The organism is Novosphingobium sp. MBES04 (assembly GCF_000813185.1).
Lineage (GTDB): Bacteria > Pseudomonadota > Alphaproteobacteria > Sphingomonadales > Sphingomonadaceae > Novosphingobium > Novosphingobium decolorationis.
Genome location: NZ_DF850488.1, coordinates 186,557 through 204,446 on the forward strand (window position 1 = coordinate 186,557; position 17,890 = coordinate 204,446).

General features: G+C 64.3%; 12 protein-coding genes. 6 read left to right on the top strand and 6 right to left on the bottom strand.

What is annotated here, in order from left to right; genetic code table 11:
- Window positions 1–83 precede the first annotated feature (83 nt).
- The 5 genes from rpsJ to rpsL all read right to left on the bottom strand — a co-directional run bounded on the left by rpsJ (window position 84) and on the right by rpsL (window position 5,175).
- Complete coding sequence (gene rpsJ / locus MBENS4_RS00780; RefSeq protein WP_007011873.1) at window positions 84–395, bottom strand: 30S ribosomal protein S10; 312 nt, start codon at window positions 393–395, stop codon at window positions 84–86.
- 336 nt (window positions 396–731) lie between these two features.
- Window positions 732–1,922 carry an elongation factor Tu gene (tuf, locus tag MBENS4_RS00785; protein ID WP_039388092.1) on the bottom strand — a complete coding sequence of 397 codons (1,191 nt, stop codon included), beginning with the start codon at window positions 1,920–1,922 and terminating at the stop codon, window positions 732–734.
- Between the two features lie 94 nt (window positions 1,923–2,016).
- Window positions 2,017–4,110, bottom strand: coding sequence for an elongation factor G (gene fusA, locus MBENS4_RS00790; RefSeq protein WP_039388093.1), 2,094 nt, complete (start codon window positions 4,108–4,110; stop codon window positions 2,017–2,019).
- Between the two features lie 128 nt (window positions 4,111–4,238).
- A complete protein-coding gene (gene rpsG, locus MBENS4_RS00795; protein WP_039388094.1) occupies window positions 4,239–4,709 on the bottom strand; it encodes a 30S ribosomal protein S7 in 471 nt (156 codons plus the stop codon).
- Window positions 4,710–4,803: 94 nt separating this feature from the next.
- Window positions 4,804–5,175, bottom strand: a complete 372-nt coding sequence (rpsL, locus tag MBENS4_RS00800; protein ID WP_007682177.1) for a 30S ribosomal protein S12 — start codon at window positions 5,173–5,175, stop codon at window positions 4,804–4,806.
- 705 nt (window positions 5,176–5,880) lie between these two features.
- Here rpsL and MBENS4_RS00805 point away from each other — a divergent pair.
- Genes MBENS4_RS00805 through MBENS4_RS00815 form a run of 3 tightly spaced genes read left to right on the top strand, consistent with a single transcriptional unit; the run spans window position 5,881 to window position 8,653 of the window.
- On the top strand, window positions 5,881–7,395 hold the full coding sequence (locus MBENS4_RS00805) for a TadE/TadG family type IV pilus assembly protein (protein ID WP_084591904.1): 1,515 nt from the start codon (window positions 5,881–5,883) through the stop codon (window positions 7,393–7,395).
- Between the two features lie 53 nt (window positions 7,396–7,448).
- Window positions 7,449–8,021: a TadE/TadG family type IV pilus assembly protein gene (locus MBENS4_RS00810; RefSeq protein WP_159108006.1), complete on the top strand. Its 573-nt coding sequence runs from the start codon at window positions 7,449–7,451 to the stop codon at window positions 8,019–8,021.
- A complete protein-coding gene (locus tag MBENS4_RS00815; protein ID WP_039388097.1) occupies window positions 8,018–8,653 on the top strand; it encodes a TadE/TadG family type IV pilus assembly protein in 636 nt (211 codons plus the stop codon). Before MBENS4_RS00810 ends, MBENS4_RS00815 begins: the two co-directional genes overlap by 4 nt.
- Window positions 8,654–8,742: 89 nt before the next feature.
- On the opposite strand, the gene putP is transcribed toward MBENS4_RS00815, so the two are convergent.
- Window positions 8,743–10,215, bottom strand: coding sequence for a sodium/proline symporter PutP (gene putP, locus MBENS4_RS00820; RefSeq protein WP_338422155.1), 1,473 nt, complete (start codon window positions 10,213–10,215; stop codon window positions 8,743–8,745).
- Between the two features lie 382 nt (window positions 10,216–10,597).
- On the opposite strand from putP, the gene katG reads away from it, so the two are divergent.
- The 3 genes from katG to MBENS4_RS00835 all read left to right on the top strand — a co-directional run bounded on the left by katG (window position 10,598) and on the right by MBENS4_RS00835 (window position 17,756).
- Window positions 10,598–12,853, top strand: a complete 2,256-nt coding sequence (gene katG, locus MBENS4_RS00825) for a catalase/peroxidase HPI (protein ID WP_304413557.1) — start codon at window positions 10,598–10,600, stop codon at window positions 12,851–12,853.
- 275 nt (window positions 12,854–13,128) lie between these two features.
- A complete protein-coding gene (locus MBENS4_RS00830; protein WP_039388099.1) occupies window positions 13,129–13,995 on the top strand; it encodes a hypothetical protein in 867 nt (288 codons plus the stop codon).
- 356 nt (window positions 13,996–14,351) lie between these two features.
- Entirely contained in the window at window positions 14,352–17,756 is a 3,405-nt protein-coding gene (locus MBENS4_RS00835) for an autotransporter domain-containing protein (RefSeq protein WP_039388100.1), read from the top strand.
- The last annotated feature ends 134 nt before the right edge of the window (window positions 17,757–17,890 follow it).

The window sequence follows — 17,890 nt, forward strand, 5'->3', positions numbered from 1 at the left end:
ACCCGAAGGTCCGAATTTCGCCCGATCGTTTAGCGTCCGATCAGAAAGACGGACGGGGTCACATGAGGCGACCCCGAGCTGGATCAGGCCAGCTTGATCTCGACGTTCACGCCGGCCGCGAGGTCCAGCTTCATCAGAGCGTCGACGGTGGCAGCGTTCGGCTGCACGATGTCAAGCAGACGCTTGTACGTGCGGACTTCGAACTGCTCACGCGACTTCTTGTCGATGTGCGGACCGCGGTTCACGGTGAACTTCTCGATCTTCGTCGGCAGCGGAATGGGGCCCCGAATGAGCGCGCCGGTGCGGCGGGCCGTGTCAGCGATTTCGCCAGTCGCCTGGTCGAGCACGCGGTGGTCAAACGCCTTGAGGCGAATGCGGATGTTCTGAGCTTCCATGTACCTGCTACCGATGAGAAAGAGCCAAAGGGCGCGAAGCCCTGTTAAATTCGAGCCGCGCAACTACACGCTGATGCGCGGTCTAGCAAGCCCTGATTTGCGATTTTCTGCGCCCTGCCCGGCCCATGTCCAACAAGGCCATGGCGACGCACGATTCTATCACATGCAAGCCCGGTCGCGACGCGATCAAGCCAGGAGCAACCGGGCAGCCGGACCGACCACGCGCGAACTCCCAGGAGCGGCGCGCGACTCGCAGAGCCGGCCCCATAAACGCGAAGGCCCGGCCCTGCTTGCGCAGGACCGGGCCAATCACGTTAGTCGTCAAAGACCTGCGGATTAGGCAGTGATCTTGGCAACAACGCCCGAGCCGACGGTGCGGCCGCCTTCGCGGATTGCGAAGCGCAGACCTTCGTCCATGGCGATCGGCGCGATCAGCTTGACCGAGATGGTCACGTTGTCGCCCGGCATCACCATTTCGGTGCCCTCGGGAAGGATCACTTCGCCGGTGACGTCGGTGGTGCGGAAGTAGAACTGCGGACGGTAGTTCGCGAAGAACGGGGTGTGACGGCCGCCTTCGTCCTTCGACAGAACGTAAACCTCAGCCGAGAACTCGGTGTGCGGGGTCACGGTGCCCGGCTTGGCGAGAACCTGGCCACGCTCGACGTCGTCGCGCTTCAGGCCACGGATCAGGGCGCCGATGTTGTCGCCAGCTTCGCCCTGGTCGAGCAGCTTGCGGAACATTTCGACGCCGGTGACGGTGGTCTTCTGGGTGTCGCGGATGCCGACGATTTCGACTTCTTCGCCAACCTTGATGATGCCGGTTTCGACGCGGCCGGTGACAACCGTACCACGGCCCGAGATCGAGAACACGTCTTCGACGGGCATCAGGAACGACTGGTCGGTCGGACGCGGCGGCTGCGGGATGTAGTCGTCAACAGCCTGCATCAGCTCGAGGATCTGGTTCTTGCCGATTTCGTCGTCACGGCCTTCGAGAGCCGCCAGAGCCGAGCCCTTGACGATGGGAATATCGTCGCCCGGGAAGTCGTACGAGGAGAGAAGCTCACGGACTTCCATTTCGACGAGCTCGAGGAGCTCTTCGTCGTCGACCTGGTCAACCTTGTTGAGGAACACGACGAGAGCCGGAACGCCAACCTGACGGGCGAGCAGGATGTGCTCACGGGTCTGGGGCATCGGGCCGTCAGCAGCGTTCACCACGAGGATGGCGCCGTCCATCTGAGCCGCACCGGTGATCATGTTCTTGACGTAGTCAGCGTGACCCGGGCAGTCGACGTGCGCGTAGTGACGGTTGGCGGTCTCGTACTCGACGTGTGCGGTCGAGATGGTGATGCCGCGCTCGCGCTCTTCGGGAGCCTTGTCGATGTTGGCGAAGTCGACGGCTTCACCGAAGCCGGCTTCTGCCAGAACCTTGGTGATCGCCGCGGTGAGGGTGGTCTTGCCATGGTCGACGTGACCGATGGTGCCGATGTTGCAGTGCGGCTTGTTCCGCTCGAATTTTGCCTTGGCCATCTTACAAACCTTCTTTCACAATGAACTTGAATCTGGGGAATTCGAGGCGGCTCCCACAGAATCGCAGGCGCCGCCCCTAGAACCATTCTTGCCCTTAAGCAAGCTTCTCCTTCACTTCCGCCGCGACGTTGGCCGGAACCTCGTCGTAGTGGCTGAAGATCATCGAGTACTGAGCGCGTCCCTGGGTGAACGAACGCAGCTGGTTCACGTAGCCGAACATGTTGGCGAGCGGCACGTTGGCCTCGACAACCTGGGCATTACCACGGCTGTCGGTGCCCTGGATCTGACCACGGCGGCTGTTCATGTCGCCGATAACGTCGCCCATGAACTCTTCCGGGGTCACAACCTCGACCTTCATGATCGGCTCGAGGATCTTGATGCCCGACTTCTGCGCGGCTTCGCGCATGCAGCCACGGCCGGCGATTTCGAAGGCCAGGGCCGACGAGTCGACGTCGTGGTACTTACCGTCGATGAGCTCGATGTCGAAGTCGACGATCGGGAAGCCGATGAGAGCGCCGGTCTCGGCGGTCTCGCGCATGCCCTTCTCGACCGACGGGATGTATTCGCGCGGAATGTTACCGCCCTTCACCGAGTCGACGAAGTTGATGCCGGCACCGCGCTCACCCGGGGTGAGCTTGACCTTCACTTCTGCGAACTGGCCCGAACCACCCGACTGCTTCTTGTGGGTGTAGACCAGCTCGACGGGCTTGCCGAGGTATTCGCGGTACGCCACCTGCGGCGCGCCGACGTTGGCCTCGACCTTGAACTCACGGCGCATACGATCGACGATGATGTCGAGGTGAAGCTCGCCCATGCCCTTGATGATGGTCTGGCCCGATTCGTGATCCGACGAAACGCGGAACGAGGGATCCTCGGCAGCCAGGCGCGAAAGGGCGATGCCCATCTTTTCCTGGTCGGCCTTGGTCTTGGGCTCCACCGACAGTTCGATGACCGGCTCGGGGAATTCCATGCGCTCGAGGATGATCGGAGCCTTCTCGGCGCACAGCGTGTCACCGGTGGTGGTCTCCTTCAGACCCGCGACAGCCACGATGTCACCGGCATAGGCCATGTCGATGTCTTCGCGGTTGTTCGAGTGCATGAGCAGCATGCGGCCGACCTTTTCCTTCTTGTCCTTCACCGAGTTCAGGTACGAACCCTTCGAAAGGATGCCGGAATAGATGCGGCAGAAGGTCAGCGAGCCGACGAACGGGTCGTTCATGATCTTGAACGCGAGTGCGGCGAAGGGAGCTTCGTCGCTCGAGGGGCGGCTTTCTTCCACGTCGCTGTCGGGCAGCACGCCCTTGATCGCGGGGACGTCCACCGGGCTCGGCATGTAGTCGACAACGGCGTCGAGCAGGGGCTGCACGCCCTTGTTCTTGAACGCCGAGCCGCACAGCACGGGCACGAAGGCGCGCTCGAGCGTACCCTTGCGGATCAGCTTCTTGAGCGTGTCGACGTCGGGCTCGTTGCCTTCGAGGTAAGCTTCCATGATGTCGTCGTCCTGCTCGACGGCGGTTTCAAGAAGCTTCTCGCGGTACTCGGCGGCCTTGTCGGCCAGGTCAGCCGGGATCTCGCCGTAAGTGAACGAGGCGCCGAGGCCGTCGTTTTCCCAGACGATCGAGCGCATCTTGACGAGGTCGACGACGCCCGAAAGGTCAGCTTCCGCGCCGATCGGCAGCGTCAGAACCAGCGGGGTCGCGCCGAGACGGTCGATGATCGACTGGACGCAGTAGTAGAAGTCTGCGCCGGTGCGGTCGAGCTTATTGACGAAGCACATGCGCGGAACGCCGTACTTGTCAGCCTGACGCCACACGGTTTCCGACTGCGGCTCAACGCCGGCAACGCCGTCGAACACGGCGACCGCGCCGTCGAGGACGCGCAGCGAACGCTCGACTTCGATGGTGAAGTCGACGTGGCCCGGGGTGTCGATGATGTTGATGCGGTGCTCTTCACCCTGACCGTCTTCCGCCTTCCACATGGTGGTGGTGGCAGCCGAGGTGATGGTGATGCCGCGTTCCTGCTCCTGCTCCATCCAGTCCATGGTGGCGGCGCCGTCGTGCACTTCGCCGATCTTGTAGGACTTGCCGGTGTAGTAGAGGATACGCTCGGTCGTGGTGGTCTTGCCGGCGTCGATGTGCGCCATGATACCGATATTGCGGTAGCGTTCGATCGGATGGCTACGTGCCATGGTGCAGGTTCCTTAGCAGGAGGGTTTGGAGGCGAATGCGGGCCCAAATAAACCCGTGCCTCCTGAATTGAAAGTGTGACGCGCCCATGACGCCGCCGAAACGGCACCAAGGCGCGCCACGAAGCGTCTTACCAGCGGTAGTGCGAGAAGGCGCGGTTCGCGTCCGCCATGCGGTGCGTGTCTTCGCGCTTCTTCACGGCGTTGCCGCGGTTGTTCGCCGCATCCATGAGCTCACCCGAGAGGCGTGCCGACATGGTGGTTTCGGGACGGCCGCGGGCGGCCGAGATGAGCCAGCGGATGGCCAGGGCCTGGGCGCGCTCGGGGCGCACTTCGACGGGGACCTGGTAGGTCGCACCACCGACGCGGCGGCTGCGGACCTCGATCTGCGGCTTCACGTTGTTCAGGGCATCGTGGAACAACTGGACCGGATCGGCCTTGGCACGGGTTTCCATGGTGTCGAGCGCGCCATAGACGATACGCTCGGCAGCCGACTTCTTGCCGTCGTACATGAGGTTGTTCATGAACTTCGACAGGACCAGATCACCAAACTTCGGATCCGGCAGGATTTCCCGCTTCTCGGGACGACGACGACGTGACATCGTTTTGAATTCCTTGTTCTTGCGGTCGGGCGCCGAAGCGCATCACCGACCGTGAAATGTCATGGAGCGATGCGCGAGACGCACCGCTGCCGGATCACTTGGGACGCTTGGCGCCGTACTTCGAGCGCGACTGCTTGCGGTCCTTGACGCCCTGCGTGTCGAGCACGCCGCGCAGGATGTGGTAACGCACACCGGGAAGGTCGCGCACACGGCCGCCGCGGATGAGCACAACCGAGTGCTCCTGCAGGTTGTGGCCTTCGCCCGGGATGTACGAAATGACTTCACGGCTGTTGGTGAGGCGCACCTTGGCGACCTTGCGAAGTGCCGAGTTCGGCTTCTTCGGGGTCGTGGTGTACACGCGGGTGCAGACGCCACGCTTCTGCGGGTTCTGCTCCATGGCCGGGACCTTGGACTTGGCCTTCTGCGGCTCGCGACCCTTGCGGATCAGCTGGTTGATAGTGGGCATCTATACTCTTCTTTCAAATGGGAGTGCGATGGATCCGGCCCGTTCCATGGCGCAAACCCGGCCACGGGACGGACCCTTCGCACCCCGGGTCTCAGGGCCGATGCAAGGCTGGAAAGGAAGAGTGCAAGTGCGTCGCGCGGAATATCGGCCAACTGCACGCCAGCCCCTGAACCGAGGCACCTGCGCGCTACGCCGCATCCAGCGCGAGCCGAAAAACACTCCACCCGGCCCAGTTGGCACCGGATTACTCTGCCCGTGGGCCTAGCGATGTCTCTCCGGACCGAATCGGACCGGGAGGCAATCCGGAAGGATTGCGGCTTCCACCATCAAGAGGCTGGAAACCCATCGAAAACCACACACGAGCAGTGTTCAGCTCTATGCTGTTCCCCCGAACGATGTCCGGAGGAGATGGGCGCCCTTACGCAAAAGCGGCGGATCGGTCAAGGTCGGCATTCGCCAGCAGGCGCCCGAAACATGGTTGATCAGGAAGCGCAGCACGGCCGCCGAGCCCGTCCCCGCCGCGAGCGAAGCCGTCCCGAGCTTCATGGCGCCAGCGTCACGGCAGATCCTCTGGCAGCAACAGGCAATACGCTCCGGATCACGCCTGTGTTCATCACCAATTGTTGGGCTTAATCTGTAATTTATCGAATTCTTTACAAATGGAGAATTAACCACGCGGCACTAGTGAATCCGGAGTCCCGAAGCATGGCAATGCCGCCGTTCCTCAAACGCCTGATCGTCGAGCGCGACGGCAATACCATTCTGATCGTGGCCGCCGCGCTTCTGCCCCTGATTGCGATCATCGGAGGCGGGCTCGACATGAGCGTGGCCTACCTGGTTCGTGGCAAACTGCAGAATGCATGTGATGCCGGTGTGCTTGCGGGGCGCCAGATCATGGAAGGCTCGCGCTGGAACCGGACCGCCGAAGACGAAGCCGACCGCTTCTTCGATTTCAACTTCGAAGAGGGCTTGCTGGGTACGCGCGCGGTCGCCTTCGAGGCGAACCCGAACCCGGATGACAGCAACGAGATCCTCGGGACAGCCCAGGCAACCGTGCCGATGTCGCTCATGCGCATCTTCGGCTACACCCAGACCGAAGTCACGGTCGAGTGCAACGCCAAGCGCGACATGGGCCACAACGACGTCATGCTCGTGCTCGACGTCACCGGCTCGATGAACGATGCGCCGAGCTCGGGCGGCTCGACCAAGATCCGGCGCCTGCGCTCGGGCGCGATGGGCCTCTACCGCGCGCTTGACGAAGACAACGGCTCGGTCACGCGCTTCGGCATCATGCCCTATTCGCACACCGTGAACGTCGGTCGCTCGCTGATGAACAAGGACATCCTCAAGGAGCAGCCCTACGTCCACGTCGAGCGCGTGTGCAATCGCTACGGCAACAACTGCTCCAACCGCCTGACCACAAAGTGGGTCGACATCAACGAATCCTCTTGGAACATCGGCCGCGGCGGCGGCAACACCGGCGGCAACACCGAAAACTTCCGCACCAGCGGCAATGCCTGCATCGAGGAGCGCCCGTCGATCGGCAACACCTTGGACCCCTTCGAGATCGAGACGAGTGTCTCGCGCGAGGACGTCGACACCCGTGCGGGCAACGCGGGCAACCAGCCGGAGCTGCAATTTGGCCGCTACGATCCCGGCGTGCAGGAGCAGGTCGATCAGGATGGCTGCCCCTCCGAGGCGACGACCTTGCGCGAATACAGTTCGGAGAGCAGCTTCCAGACGGCCGTCAACGACGCGACGGCCCGCGTCACGGGCGGCACCTATCATGACATCGGCATGCTCTGGGGCCTGCGTTTCATCTCGCGCACCGGCTTCTTCTCAGCCGACAACCCGCTCGAGCGTGACGATGTCCCCGTGCGCCAGCACATCGTGTTCATGACTGACGGGCGGCTTGACACTGACGATGCCAGTGGCCGCAACAACCTTTACAGCGCCTACGGCCTGCAGCGCTTCCAGGAACGCGTCCAGGGTTCGGGCGCCATCCGCAACCGGCATATCTCGCGCTTTGATTCGGCCTGCACGCTGGCCAAGTCGATGGGCGTCACGATCTGGGTCATCGCGCTCGACGTGACCGATACTGACGACATCGAATCGTGCGCCACCAGTTCCTCGCAGTTCTATACGAGTGACGGCTCCGACCTTGAACAGATCTTCGAGGACATCGGCCGCGGCATCGGTAACCTGAGGTTGACGCGATGAGGTTCGCCTCCTTTCTGCGCCGCCTGAGGCGGAACCGGAGCGGCGTCACCGCCGTGGAGTTCGGACTTCTCATCGGCCCGCTCATGGTGCTCCTGACCGGCGCCTTTGATCTTGGCTACCAGTCCTACGTGCTCTCGGTCCTGCAGGGCACGCTCTCGGACGCGGCGCGGCGCGCCTCGGTCGAAGAGCCCGAGTTCATGACCGAGGGAGACACGACCGAGGAGCGCGTGGCCGCGCAGATTCGCGCGCAACTCGCCAGCATTGCCCCCAATGCCAATCCGCAGATCACGATTCGCAACTACTACGAGTTCAGCGGCATCGGAAATGCCGAGAAGCTGATGACCGACGTCAACCGCAACGGCCGCTTCGATTACTACGACGGCGACTGCTGGCTCGACAGCAACGGGAACGGCGAATATGACCTCGATGCCGGGCGCAGCGGCATCGGCGGCGCAAACGACATTGCCTTCTACGAGGCCACGATCGAGGTTGACCGCCTGCTCCCCATCCATCTTTTCACAGGCGGCAACGCGGCGGTTTCCCTCACCGCGAAGAGCGCCTTTCGCAACCAGCCCTACAGCGCCCAGGCCGTACCGCCGGTCCTGTGCGGGGAGCGGCGGCGATGAAGCCTCTGCCCTCCCGCCTGCAGGAACTCAAAGCCGATGAGAGCGGCGTTGCGATCATCGAATTCGCCCTCATCGCGCCGCTCTTCCTGATGGTTCTGTGTACCGGCCTCGAACTCGCCAACTACGCCCGCGCACAGCTGCGCGTGAGCGAGATCGCGATGAGCGTGGCCGACAACGCCGGGCGCGTCATGGGCGGGATCGACGAGGCCAACGTCCAGGAGGTCTTCGCCGGGGCCGCCTCCATCGGCGAAAGCATCGATTTCGAGTCCAATGGCCGCATCGTCCTCTCCTCGCTGGAGACCAATGGCCGCACCGGACGCAACGCCGGCCAGATGATCCGCTGGCAGCGCTGCTGGGGTGATGGCGACTTCGAGCCCGCCTATGGCACCCAGGGCACGGGCCGCACCAACGATGCGCTGGCGCAGGGCATGGGCCGCAACGGGCACCGCATTGCCGCGTCCTCGAACACCGCGATCATGTTCGTGGAAGCCAGCTACACCTACCAGCCGCTGATCGTCGCAGCCTTGTTCGATACCGGCACGATCCGGTACGAAAGCGCCTTCAACGTGCGCGGGCGGCAAAACCAGGAACTGAGCAACGCGCAAGGCCTGCCCGTCGCCAGCTGCGACTGACGCATCCCTCGAAGCTTCGCACAAAAAAAGGGGCGCCCCGAATGCCGGGACGCCCCTTTTGTCTGTTCAGGCTCCTATCGAACGAGCGATCATGCCATGGCCGCGGCCGCTTCCTTGCTGGACGTCATCTTGCTGACGGCAAAGATGGCCAGCGTGGAGGCGATGACGCCCGGAATGATCTCGTAGACGCCGGGTCCACCCAGGAAGCTCGCGTTCCACTCCATCGCGATCCAGAAGATCACGACCAGCGCGCCCACGATGAGGCCCGAAACCGCGCCCGCCCCCGACATGCCGCGCCAGGTCAGCGCGAGCAGGATCATCGGTCCGAAGGCCGCGCCAAAGCCGGCCCAGGCGTTCGAGACAAGCTGGAGCACCTCGCTCTCGGGGTCACCCGCGATGGCGATGGCCGCCAGCGAGACGATCAGCACGGCCACGCGCCCCACGTTCACGATCTCGCGCTCCGAGGCGTCCTTGCGCAGGAACAGGCGGTAGAAGTCCTCGGCCAGCGAGCTGGAAGACACCAGCAGCTGCGAGGAAATCGTGCTCATGATCGCGGCAAGAAGCGCGGCCAGCAGGAAGCCGGTGATGAGCGGGTGGAAGAGCAGGTGCGCAAGCGCGATGAAGATCGTTTCGGGGTCATCGAGCGGAATGCCGTTGCGCTGCATGTAGGCACGGCCCGCAAGGCCCACGCCCAGCGCGCCGATCAGCGAGACCAGCATCCAGCCCATGCCGATGTTGCGTGCAACCTTGACGTCCTCGACACTGCGCACGGCCATGAAGCGCACGATGATGTGCGGCTGCCCGAAGTAGCCCAGTCCCCAGGTCACCGCCGAGAGCCAGCCGATGAAGGTCAGGCCATGGGTGAGGCTGAGGAAGTTGGGGTCGATCTCGGTCAGCGTCACTTCCATCTGGGCAAAACCATCGCCCTGCCCGCCCCAGAGCACCACGACCGGCATCAGGATCAGCGCGACGACCATGATGCAGCCCTGGCAGAAGTCGGTGAGCGAGACGGCGAGAAAGCCGCCGATCATCGTGTAGGCCAGCACCACGCCTGCGGTCATCCAGATCCCGAACATGTAGTCGCTCATGCCGACATCGCCGAAGAGACCTGCAAAGCTGGTGACGAAGAGCTTGCCGCCACCGACAAGGCCGGCCGCGGTATAGACGGTGAAGAACACGACGATGATGACCGCCGACACCACGCGCAGCAGCGTCGCCTTGTCGGGGAAGCGGTTGGCGAGGAATTCGGGAATGGTCAGCGCGTTGCCGTAGGAGACCGTCTGCTCGCGCAGGCGCGGGGCGACGACCACCCAGTTGACCAGTGCGCCCAGGAAAAGGCCAATGCCGATCCAGGCTTCGACCAGCCCCGAGGCATAGAGCGCGCCCGGCAGGCCCATGAGGAGCCAGCCCGACATGTCCGAGGCCCCGGCGGAGAGCGCCGCGACGGCCGGGTGCAGGTTACGCCCGCCCAGCAGATAGCCTTCAGAGTCCTCGGTGGACTTCTTCCAAGCATAGAGACCGATGCCAAGCATCAGGACAAAGTAGAGGGTTAACGATATCAAGGTTCCTGTCTGCATAGGCCGAGGACATAGCCACCCGAGTCGCAAAACCCAAGGCGTGCAGGGTAGAAAGCCCGAAATTGACAGGATCGCATCGTGTCAGATGACGATGCTTGCCGGATCAGCCCTACCCGCGACATATCCTTAGGTCGCTCATACAATGCGTTTCATCGCGGCCCATGCGAATTTTCTATTTTCCACTCGGAACTTGGTGCGGGCGCGAACGCAAACCAATCGCAATATTGCTGAAACTTTGCCAGTTTGATCGACGCAATCGATCACACTTATCTGGCCTCCCCGTTTGGGCTCGCCCGCGGACGGGCCTACCCTGCCTCCAGCGCGCTGAAACCAGCGCCGCGTTCGTCGCAACAGGTGGAGAGGCTCCATGCCCAAGAACACAAAGATGACCCTTCGCGCCGCCCTTCTGGGCAGTGCGCTCACCCTTCTCAGCCCCCACGCAGCTTTCGCCGCGGTCGAGAACGAAACCGTGATGGAAGAGGACACCTCGGTCCGCGCCAAGATCCACGGCATGACCAACGAGGACTGGTGGCCCCAGCGCCTCGACCTCGCCCAGCTGCGCCAGCACGAGGCGATGTCCAACCCCTACGGCGCCGACTTCGACTACGCCGCCGAGTTCGCCAGCCTCGACCTTGCCGCCGTCAAGGAGGACATCCGCAAGGTCCTCACGACCTCCCAGCCCTGGTGGCCTGCCGACTACGGGCACTACGGCCCCTTCTTCATCCGCATGGCCTGGCACTCGGCCGGCACCTACCGCGTGGGCGATGGCCGGGGCGGTTCGGATGGCGGCGAGCAGCGCTTCGATCCCCTGAACTCCTGGCCCGACAACGTCAGCCTCGACAAGGCCCGCCGCCTCGTCTGGCCGATCAAGCAGAAGTATGGCCGCAAGCTCTCCTGGGGCGACCTCATGGTGCTGTCGGGCACGGTGGCCCTGGAAGACATGGGCTTCAAGACGCTCGGCTTTGCCGGTGGCCGCGTCGATGCCTGGCAGCCCGACCTCGTCTACTGGGGCCCGGAAACCAAGATGATGGGCTCGGAGCGCTACACCAAGGACGGCAAGCTGCAGAAGTCGCTCGCGGCGACCACGATGGGCCTCATCTACGTCAACCCGGAAGGTCCGGGTGGCAACCACGATCCGGTTTCGGCCGCGCAGGCCATCCGTGTCGCCTTCGGCCAGATGGCGATGGACGACGAGGAAACGCTGGCGCTCATCGCGGGCGGGCATACCTTCGGCAAGGCGCACGGTGCGCACAAGCCCGAGGACTGCCTGGGTGACGAGCCCACCGCGGCGGGCGTCGAACAGCAGGGCCTTGGCTGGAAGAACTCCTGCGGCAAGGGCAACGCCGAGGACACGCTGACCTCCGGCCTTGAAGGCGCCTGGTCGGCCGCCCCCACCCGGTTCACCACCCAGTACATCGACAACCTCCTCAACTTCGAGTGGACGATGACCAAGAGCCCTGCTGGCGCCACGCAATGGATCCCGACCGACCCGGCCGCCGCCAGCCTCGTCCCCGACGCGCACGTCGAGGGCAAGTTCCACGCGCCGATCATGTTTACCACCGACATCGCGCTCAAGCGCGACCCGGGCTTCCGCGCGGTACTCGAACGCTGGCAGCAGGACCCGAGCCTGTTCGCCAAGGCCTTCGCGCGCGCCTGGTTCAAGCTGACCCACCGCGACCTGGGACCCGAGGCCCGCTACCTGGGCGGCGATGTGCCCGGTGAGACCTTCGTGTGGCAGGACCCGCTGCCCGAACCCAGCTTCGCCCCGCTCAGCGCCGTGCAGGCGGACGCTCTCAAGTCGACGATCCTGTCCTCCGGGCTGACCGTGCCCCAGCTCGTGCGCACCGCCTGGGCCTCGGCCGCGACGTACCGGGGCACCGACATGCGCGGCGGCGCGAACGGCGCACGCCTGCGGCTCGATCCGCAGACCTCCTGGGCGGTCAACGATCCGGCTGAACTGAAGATGGTGCTGGGCCAGTTGGACAAGATCCGCGCGAGCGCGGCCAAAGCCGGTACGCCGATCTCGATGGCCGACCTCATCGTCCTTGGCGGTGCGGCCGCGATCGAAAAGGCCGCGAGCGACGCCGGACACCCGGTCAAGGTGCCCTTCACGCCCGGCCGTGTCGATGCCACGCAGGACATGACCGACGCGGCCTCCTTCGCCTATCTGGAGCCCAAGGCCGATGCCTTCCGCAACTACTACAGCGAAGGCGCCAACTACGCGCCGGCCGACGCCATGGTCGACAAGGCCGACATGCTGGGCCTGACCGTTCCCGAAATGACCGTTCTTCTCGGCGGCATGCGCGCGCTGGGCGCGAATGCAGGCGGATCCATGGCAGGGATCTTCACCAGCCGCCCCGGCCAGCTCACCAACGACTTCTTCGTCAACCTGCTGACGATGGACACCGTCTGGTCGAAGTCGGCCACCCCCGGCCTCTACGAAGGCAAGGACCGCGCAAGCGGAGAGGCGAAGTGGACGGCCACCCCGGTCGACCTGATCTACGGTTCCAACTCGGAGCTGCGCGCCGTCTCGGAAGTCTATGCTTCGGCTGACGCACAGGACCTGTTCGTGTCCGACTTCGTCGCGGCCTGGACCAAGGTGATGAACGCGGACCGCTACTGAATGCGTTGGGGCGGCGGGCAGGTACGCCCGCCGCCCCTCCCTGTTGCACCAAACAGATGCGCCACCCGCGCACTCAGCCATCGGCCTGGATAGAAAAAAAGTGCCCCACGATGGCGCACACGATGCAAACGAATGCTCCCTCGCAAATGCGGGAACACGCTCCTGCGCAGACGTCGGGCAACGCCACGTCACACTTCACGAACACCTTGAACAGTAGGGCCCTCGCAACTACGACGCCCCACCTTGTTCTTCCAGGCTGTTCGGAAACCTTTTCAATGCGCTATCTTGCCCGCCCGCTTCTCCTTGCCGGTCTTGCCAGCCCCCTGCTGCTGGCAACTGCGCCGGCGTCCGCACAGTTCGGAGACGTATTCGGTGCGATCAAGAACCAGGTCCAGCAGGAAGTCGAGCGGCAGGTGCGCGGCACCGGCAGTGATACCTCGGACTTGCAGGACGGTACCGCAGGCGGCCAGAGCCTGCAGATCAACGAAGGCTTCGCCTTCACCCCCGGCAGCCAGACCATCGCCGCGACAGACTTTGCCAGCGCACCGCTCGGCACGATGCCCGATGCCTGGAAGACCAACGGATCCGGCGCCGTCGTCTCCGTCGGTGGCATCGACGGCAACTGGCTCAAGCTCCAGCCCTTCGCCACCTACAAGCTGAACGGCGGCAAGGCCCTGCCCGAAAGCTTCACGGTCGAGTTCGACGTGCTCACAGCGGCGGACACCGCGCGCGATGCTTCGGGTTTCTATTTCGGCTTTGCGCGTGACAACAGCGTTGCCGACTACATCATGGACGCCCACAACCACGGCGCCATCGCGGCGGTCCACGTCAACTACACGGGCAGCAGCAACGTCTCCAGCAGCGCGACCGACTACTACCACGCCGAGAGCCTCGACCTGCGCCACTACGCCAACCGCGTCATGCATGTCTCCATCGCGGTCGAAGGGAGATGCTGCAGGTCTACCTCGACGACCAGAAGATCGCCGACACCCGCGCCTTCACGGGCAAGCTTCCCCGCTATTTCTTCATCAGCGCCCCCACCCGCACGCGCAACAACGCCCAGTTGCTGTTCGGCAGCTTCCGCGCTGCGCAATAGTGGGCCTCCACCGCGAGGGCGGAAAGTGACAAGTTGTGTCAGATAAAACACCGATCACAATTGCGGGAACCCGCCCTGCAGACATTCAACAAGTCATTGATTTATATGGCGCCCACCAGACCAGCATGACCAAATTGCAACACCCTTCGGTAAATACTTAGATATTACGCATAATCCCTATTGCGATCCGCCCCGGTCTGCCGAACGTTGCAGCCGTCCAGCGCGCCGCCACGACGCGAAGGGCGCACGATACATCTCCATCACAAGGCACCGGCCCCCGAAGGCCGGGCCGTAATCCGCCGGTCGCGCCGTAGCGGGTCAGGAATGCACACTCGCGAAGGCAGCCGGCACAGCAGAACCGGGGCTTTTATGAGGATTGCACAAGTTTCGTCTCGCAAGGTGATGCGCCGCAGCCTGCTTCTGGGCTCGGCGGCGGGGCTCGCGCTCCTGTCGGTCGAGGCTGGCGCGCAGGAACGGCCGGGGCAGGCCTGGAACACCGCGCACGGCGCGGGCAGCGATGCCACCACCGTCTTCGAAGCCGCCTACCGCCAGATCCAGGCGCCCGACATCGTGAACGCGCCGCACATCGTGGTCGCCGACCCCGGTAACAGCACCACCAGCCTCGACCCCGAGGACGTGAACGGCGTTGGCCAGATGATCATCGACCAGCAGAACGGCTTCATCGGCCTGTGCACCGGAACGCTGATCAACCCGCGCACGGTGATCTTCGCCGCGCACTGCGTGAACGATCGCGATCCCACCACCTACGGCTCCACCACTGGCGGCGTGCCGATCGGCTTCGGCTTCGCGCAAGACAACTACAACGGCCTTCTCAACTGGTACTTCGGGGGCAACCAGTCCAACCCGGACCTGGCCTTCTACAACGCGGACTGGGTGAACTATCACCCCGCCTCGCTCGAGCCCGCCGCGCTCTCGTTTCTCTACGGCGACGTCGCGATGGCCTCGCTCGACACGCCCGCCGCCGACGTACCGACCTGGGCGCTGATGTTCTCGCCGCTGCCCACGCCCGATGAAATCACCGACGAGAACGGCACCGGCTACCACGTCAAGATCACCGGCTATGGCCGCAATGGCTCGGGCTCGACGGGCGACACCGGCGGCATCGACTACCGCCGCCGCGCCGCCGAGAACATGCTCGGCGCGCTCGCGAGCCTTGACCAGCGCGACCTGTTCCTGTTCGGCAGCACCTCGGGGCTCCCGCAGAACCTCTACATGCTCGACTTCGATGACCCGCTGCGCGGAACGCCGGAGGCGAACCCCTACGACTTCAACTTGTGGAAGGATGCGGCCACCCCCAACGAGGGCACGACCGCCGGGGGCGATTCGGGCGGTCCGCTGATCCTGGATGAAACCTACGACATCGACGTCGTCATCGGCGTCCTTTCGGGTGGCAGCCGCTTCTTCGGGCCCCAGCCTTTCAGCACCTACGGCACGATGAGCTTCTACCAGCCGCTCTATCTCTACTGGGACTGGATCGCGGCCAACAACCCCTACCGCTACGCGAGCGCTGTCGAGGGTGACGGAGCCTGGGAAGATCCCGAGCACTGGGTGACCATCACCGATCCCAACTACATGGTGCTCGACGCCGACGGCAACCTCGTCAACGGCGTGCCCGATGCCCCTGGCGCCGGCTCGGCGGGCAGCCCGGATTCGTTTGGCCACGCCTGCTTCCAACTGGGCGGCGACGACATCTGCGAGGACATGGCAACCGGCGATATCTACATCGACGGCGAACTCGTCGATGCGAGCACGCCTGTCACCACCGATGCCGGTGCGACCGTCGCCATCGGGGACCTGCTCGCCCGCGCCGACGACGCGGCCCAGTCCACGGACACCCCGTTTGTCCTCGACGCGCCCACGATCGCCAACGGCCTTCCCGGTGCGAGCGGTTTCGTGCCTGACAACGACGCGGGCGATCCCGCGAACGGCGTGCGTCCGACCTACTACGACGTGACACTGAGCGCGGACGGTACGACCACGCTCTCGAGCGCGGTCACCATCGACCGCTTCTCCATGGACGGTGCGGGCGCGGCCCTCGACATCACCGAGGACGGCTCGCTCACCTCGCTCATGTCGATCAACCAGTACCAGGGCATGGTGCGCGTCGACGGCGAACTCGCCACCAACGGCGACTACATGCTGATGACCGGCGGCCTGCAGGGTTCGGGCATGATCACCACGCCCTACTTCACCAACGTGGCTGGCGTGATCGCGCCGGGCGGCGTGGGCGAGATCGGCACGCTGACCTTCAATGGCAACGTGATCCTCTCCTCGGGCAGCACCTACCTCGTCGACCTCGGGCCTTCGGGCACATCCGACCTGATCGCGGTCAACCCGACGATGCTGGACCCGGCCGACGTTCCGCTCGACGGCATGGCCGACATCGGCGGTCTGGTCATGTTCAATCCCACCGGCATGGTGCGCGATGGCGACGAATACACCATCCTGACGGCCACGGGCGGCATTGAGGGCGAGTTCGACAACTGGAACGCGATCAGCGCCATCCTGACGCCCGAGCTCAGCTACACCGACACCGAGGTTCTGGTCACCATCGAGGCCGGGCTCTATGCCGATGTGATCGATCCCTCCTCGAACGTGCAGTCCGCCTACGCGCAGCTGCTCGACCAGAACCGCGCGTACTACGGCAACCTTGCCGGGGTCTACGGGCCGCTCGACATGATGGGGATCGCGGGCATCCAGGGCACGCTCGAGGAGCTGGCCCCGCGTGAGCAGCCGCTTCTCCAATCGATGGCGACCGCCGCACTCGACACCAATTCGCGCTTCCTGCGCGAACGTATCGCGACGGTAACCGCGGGCAATTCGGGGGGCACCCTCTCCTACTACGGCAGCCCCAGCGGCGCCCTGTCGGCGTTCGACACCAGCAACACCGCCGGCACGGCCCCGTCCATGGCGGGCGCAGGCGGCGCGCCGGGCTCGGTCATCGAGGGCGCCCTGCCCGACACGATGAGCGCCTTCGTGGCCGGTGGCTACATCGACGGCAAGAGCGATGGCGCCCCGACCGCACGCCCTTATGCCGGAGACAAGTTCGACGGCTACTATCTTGCTGGCGGCCTTGAAATTTCGGACGGGGGCACCGGCTTCATCGGCATGGCGCTCTCCTACACCCGCATGGAAGGCGACCCGGGCTATCCCACGCGCGATGTCACGGGCGACATGTTCCAGGTCAATCTCTACGGCGGCACGCGCTCGGCGAGTGGCTTTGGCATCGATGCCCAACTGAGCGGTGGCTTCTGGGACTTCAAGACGCAGCGCGACGTGATGATCGGCACCAGCGAATGGTCGCTGCGCGCCGACGATTCGCCTCTCGTGCTGAGCGGCGAGGCCGGCATCAGCCAGATGATCGGCATGGGCGGCGCGTTGAGCTTCACCCCGCGCGTCGCCTTCCGCTACGCCTCGGTCGACTTCACCCGCACCAAGGAAGTGGGAGGAGGCCCCGCCCTGCAGTACGATATGGACAACTACGAGAGCGCCCAGGCCCGTGCCGGCGCGCGTCTCGCCGCCAACGGGGCGATCAAGCCCTATATCTCGGCGACGTATGTCCACGACTTCCAGGACAAGCCGGGCTACTTCGGCGCAAACTTCGTGGGTGGCCGTGGCCCCGACGCCTTCTTCGCCCTGCCCGGCGACGACCAGGACTGGGGTGAGATTGGCGTGGGCATCACCACAGGTGGCCAGATCGCGGTTTCGCTTCATGCCGAAACGACCGTGTGGCGCAACGACCTGAGCTACCAGTCCTACCGCGGCACGGTCAGCGTCCGCTTCTGAGAATACGCCGGTTCCGTTCGCGCGGCTTGCCGAGTGCTGCGCGAACGGGCCTCATGACACGAAACACGAAAGGGCGCGCAGGGACATATCCGTCCGTGCGCGCCCTTTCGTGTCTTCGGGCTCGCAGCGAGCCG

Coding starts and splice junctions, on each gene's coding strand:
- rpsJ (WP_007011873.1), bottom strand. CDS start 395: ATGGAAGCTCAGAACATCCGCATTCGCCTCAAGGCGTTTGACCACCGC.
- tuf (WP_039388092.1), bottom strand. CDS start 1,922: ATGGCCAAGGCAAAATTCGAGCGGAACAAGCCGCACTGCAACATCGGC.
- fusA (WP_039388093.1), bottom strand. CDS start 4,110: ATGGCACGTAGCCATCCGATCGAACGCTACCGCAATATCGGTATCATG.
- rpsG (WP_039388094.1), bottom strand. CDS start 4,709: ATGTCACGTCGTCGTCGTCCCGAGAAGCGGGAAATCCTGCCGGATCCG.
- rpsL (WP_007682177.1), bottom strand. CDS start 5,175: ATGCCCACTATCAACCAGCTGATCCGCAAGGGTCGCGAGCCGCAGAAG.
- MBENS4_RS00805 (WP_084591904.1), top strand. CDS start 5,881: ATGGCAATGCCGCCGTTCCTCAAACGCCTGATCGTCGAGCGCGACGGC.
- MBENS4_RS00815 (WP_039388097.1), top strand. CDS start 8,018: ATGAAGCCTCTGCCCTCCCGCCTGCAGGAACTCAAAGCCGATGAGAGC.
- katG (WP_304413557.1), top strand. CDS start 10,598: ATGCCCAAGAACACAAAGATGACCCTTCGCGCCGCCCTTCTGGGCAGT.
- MBENS4_RS00830 (WP_039388099.1), top strand. CDS start 13,129: ATGCGCTATCTTGCCCGCCCGCTTCTCCTTGCCGGTCTTGCCAGCCCC.
- MBENS4_RS00835 (WP_039388100.1), top strand. CDS start 14,352: ATGCGCCGCAGCCTGCTTCTGGGCTCGGCGGCGGGGCTCGCGCTCCTG.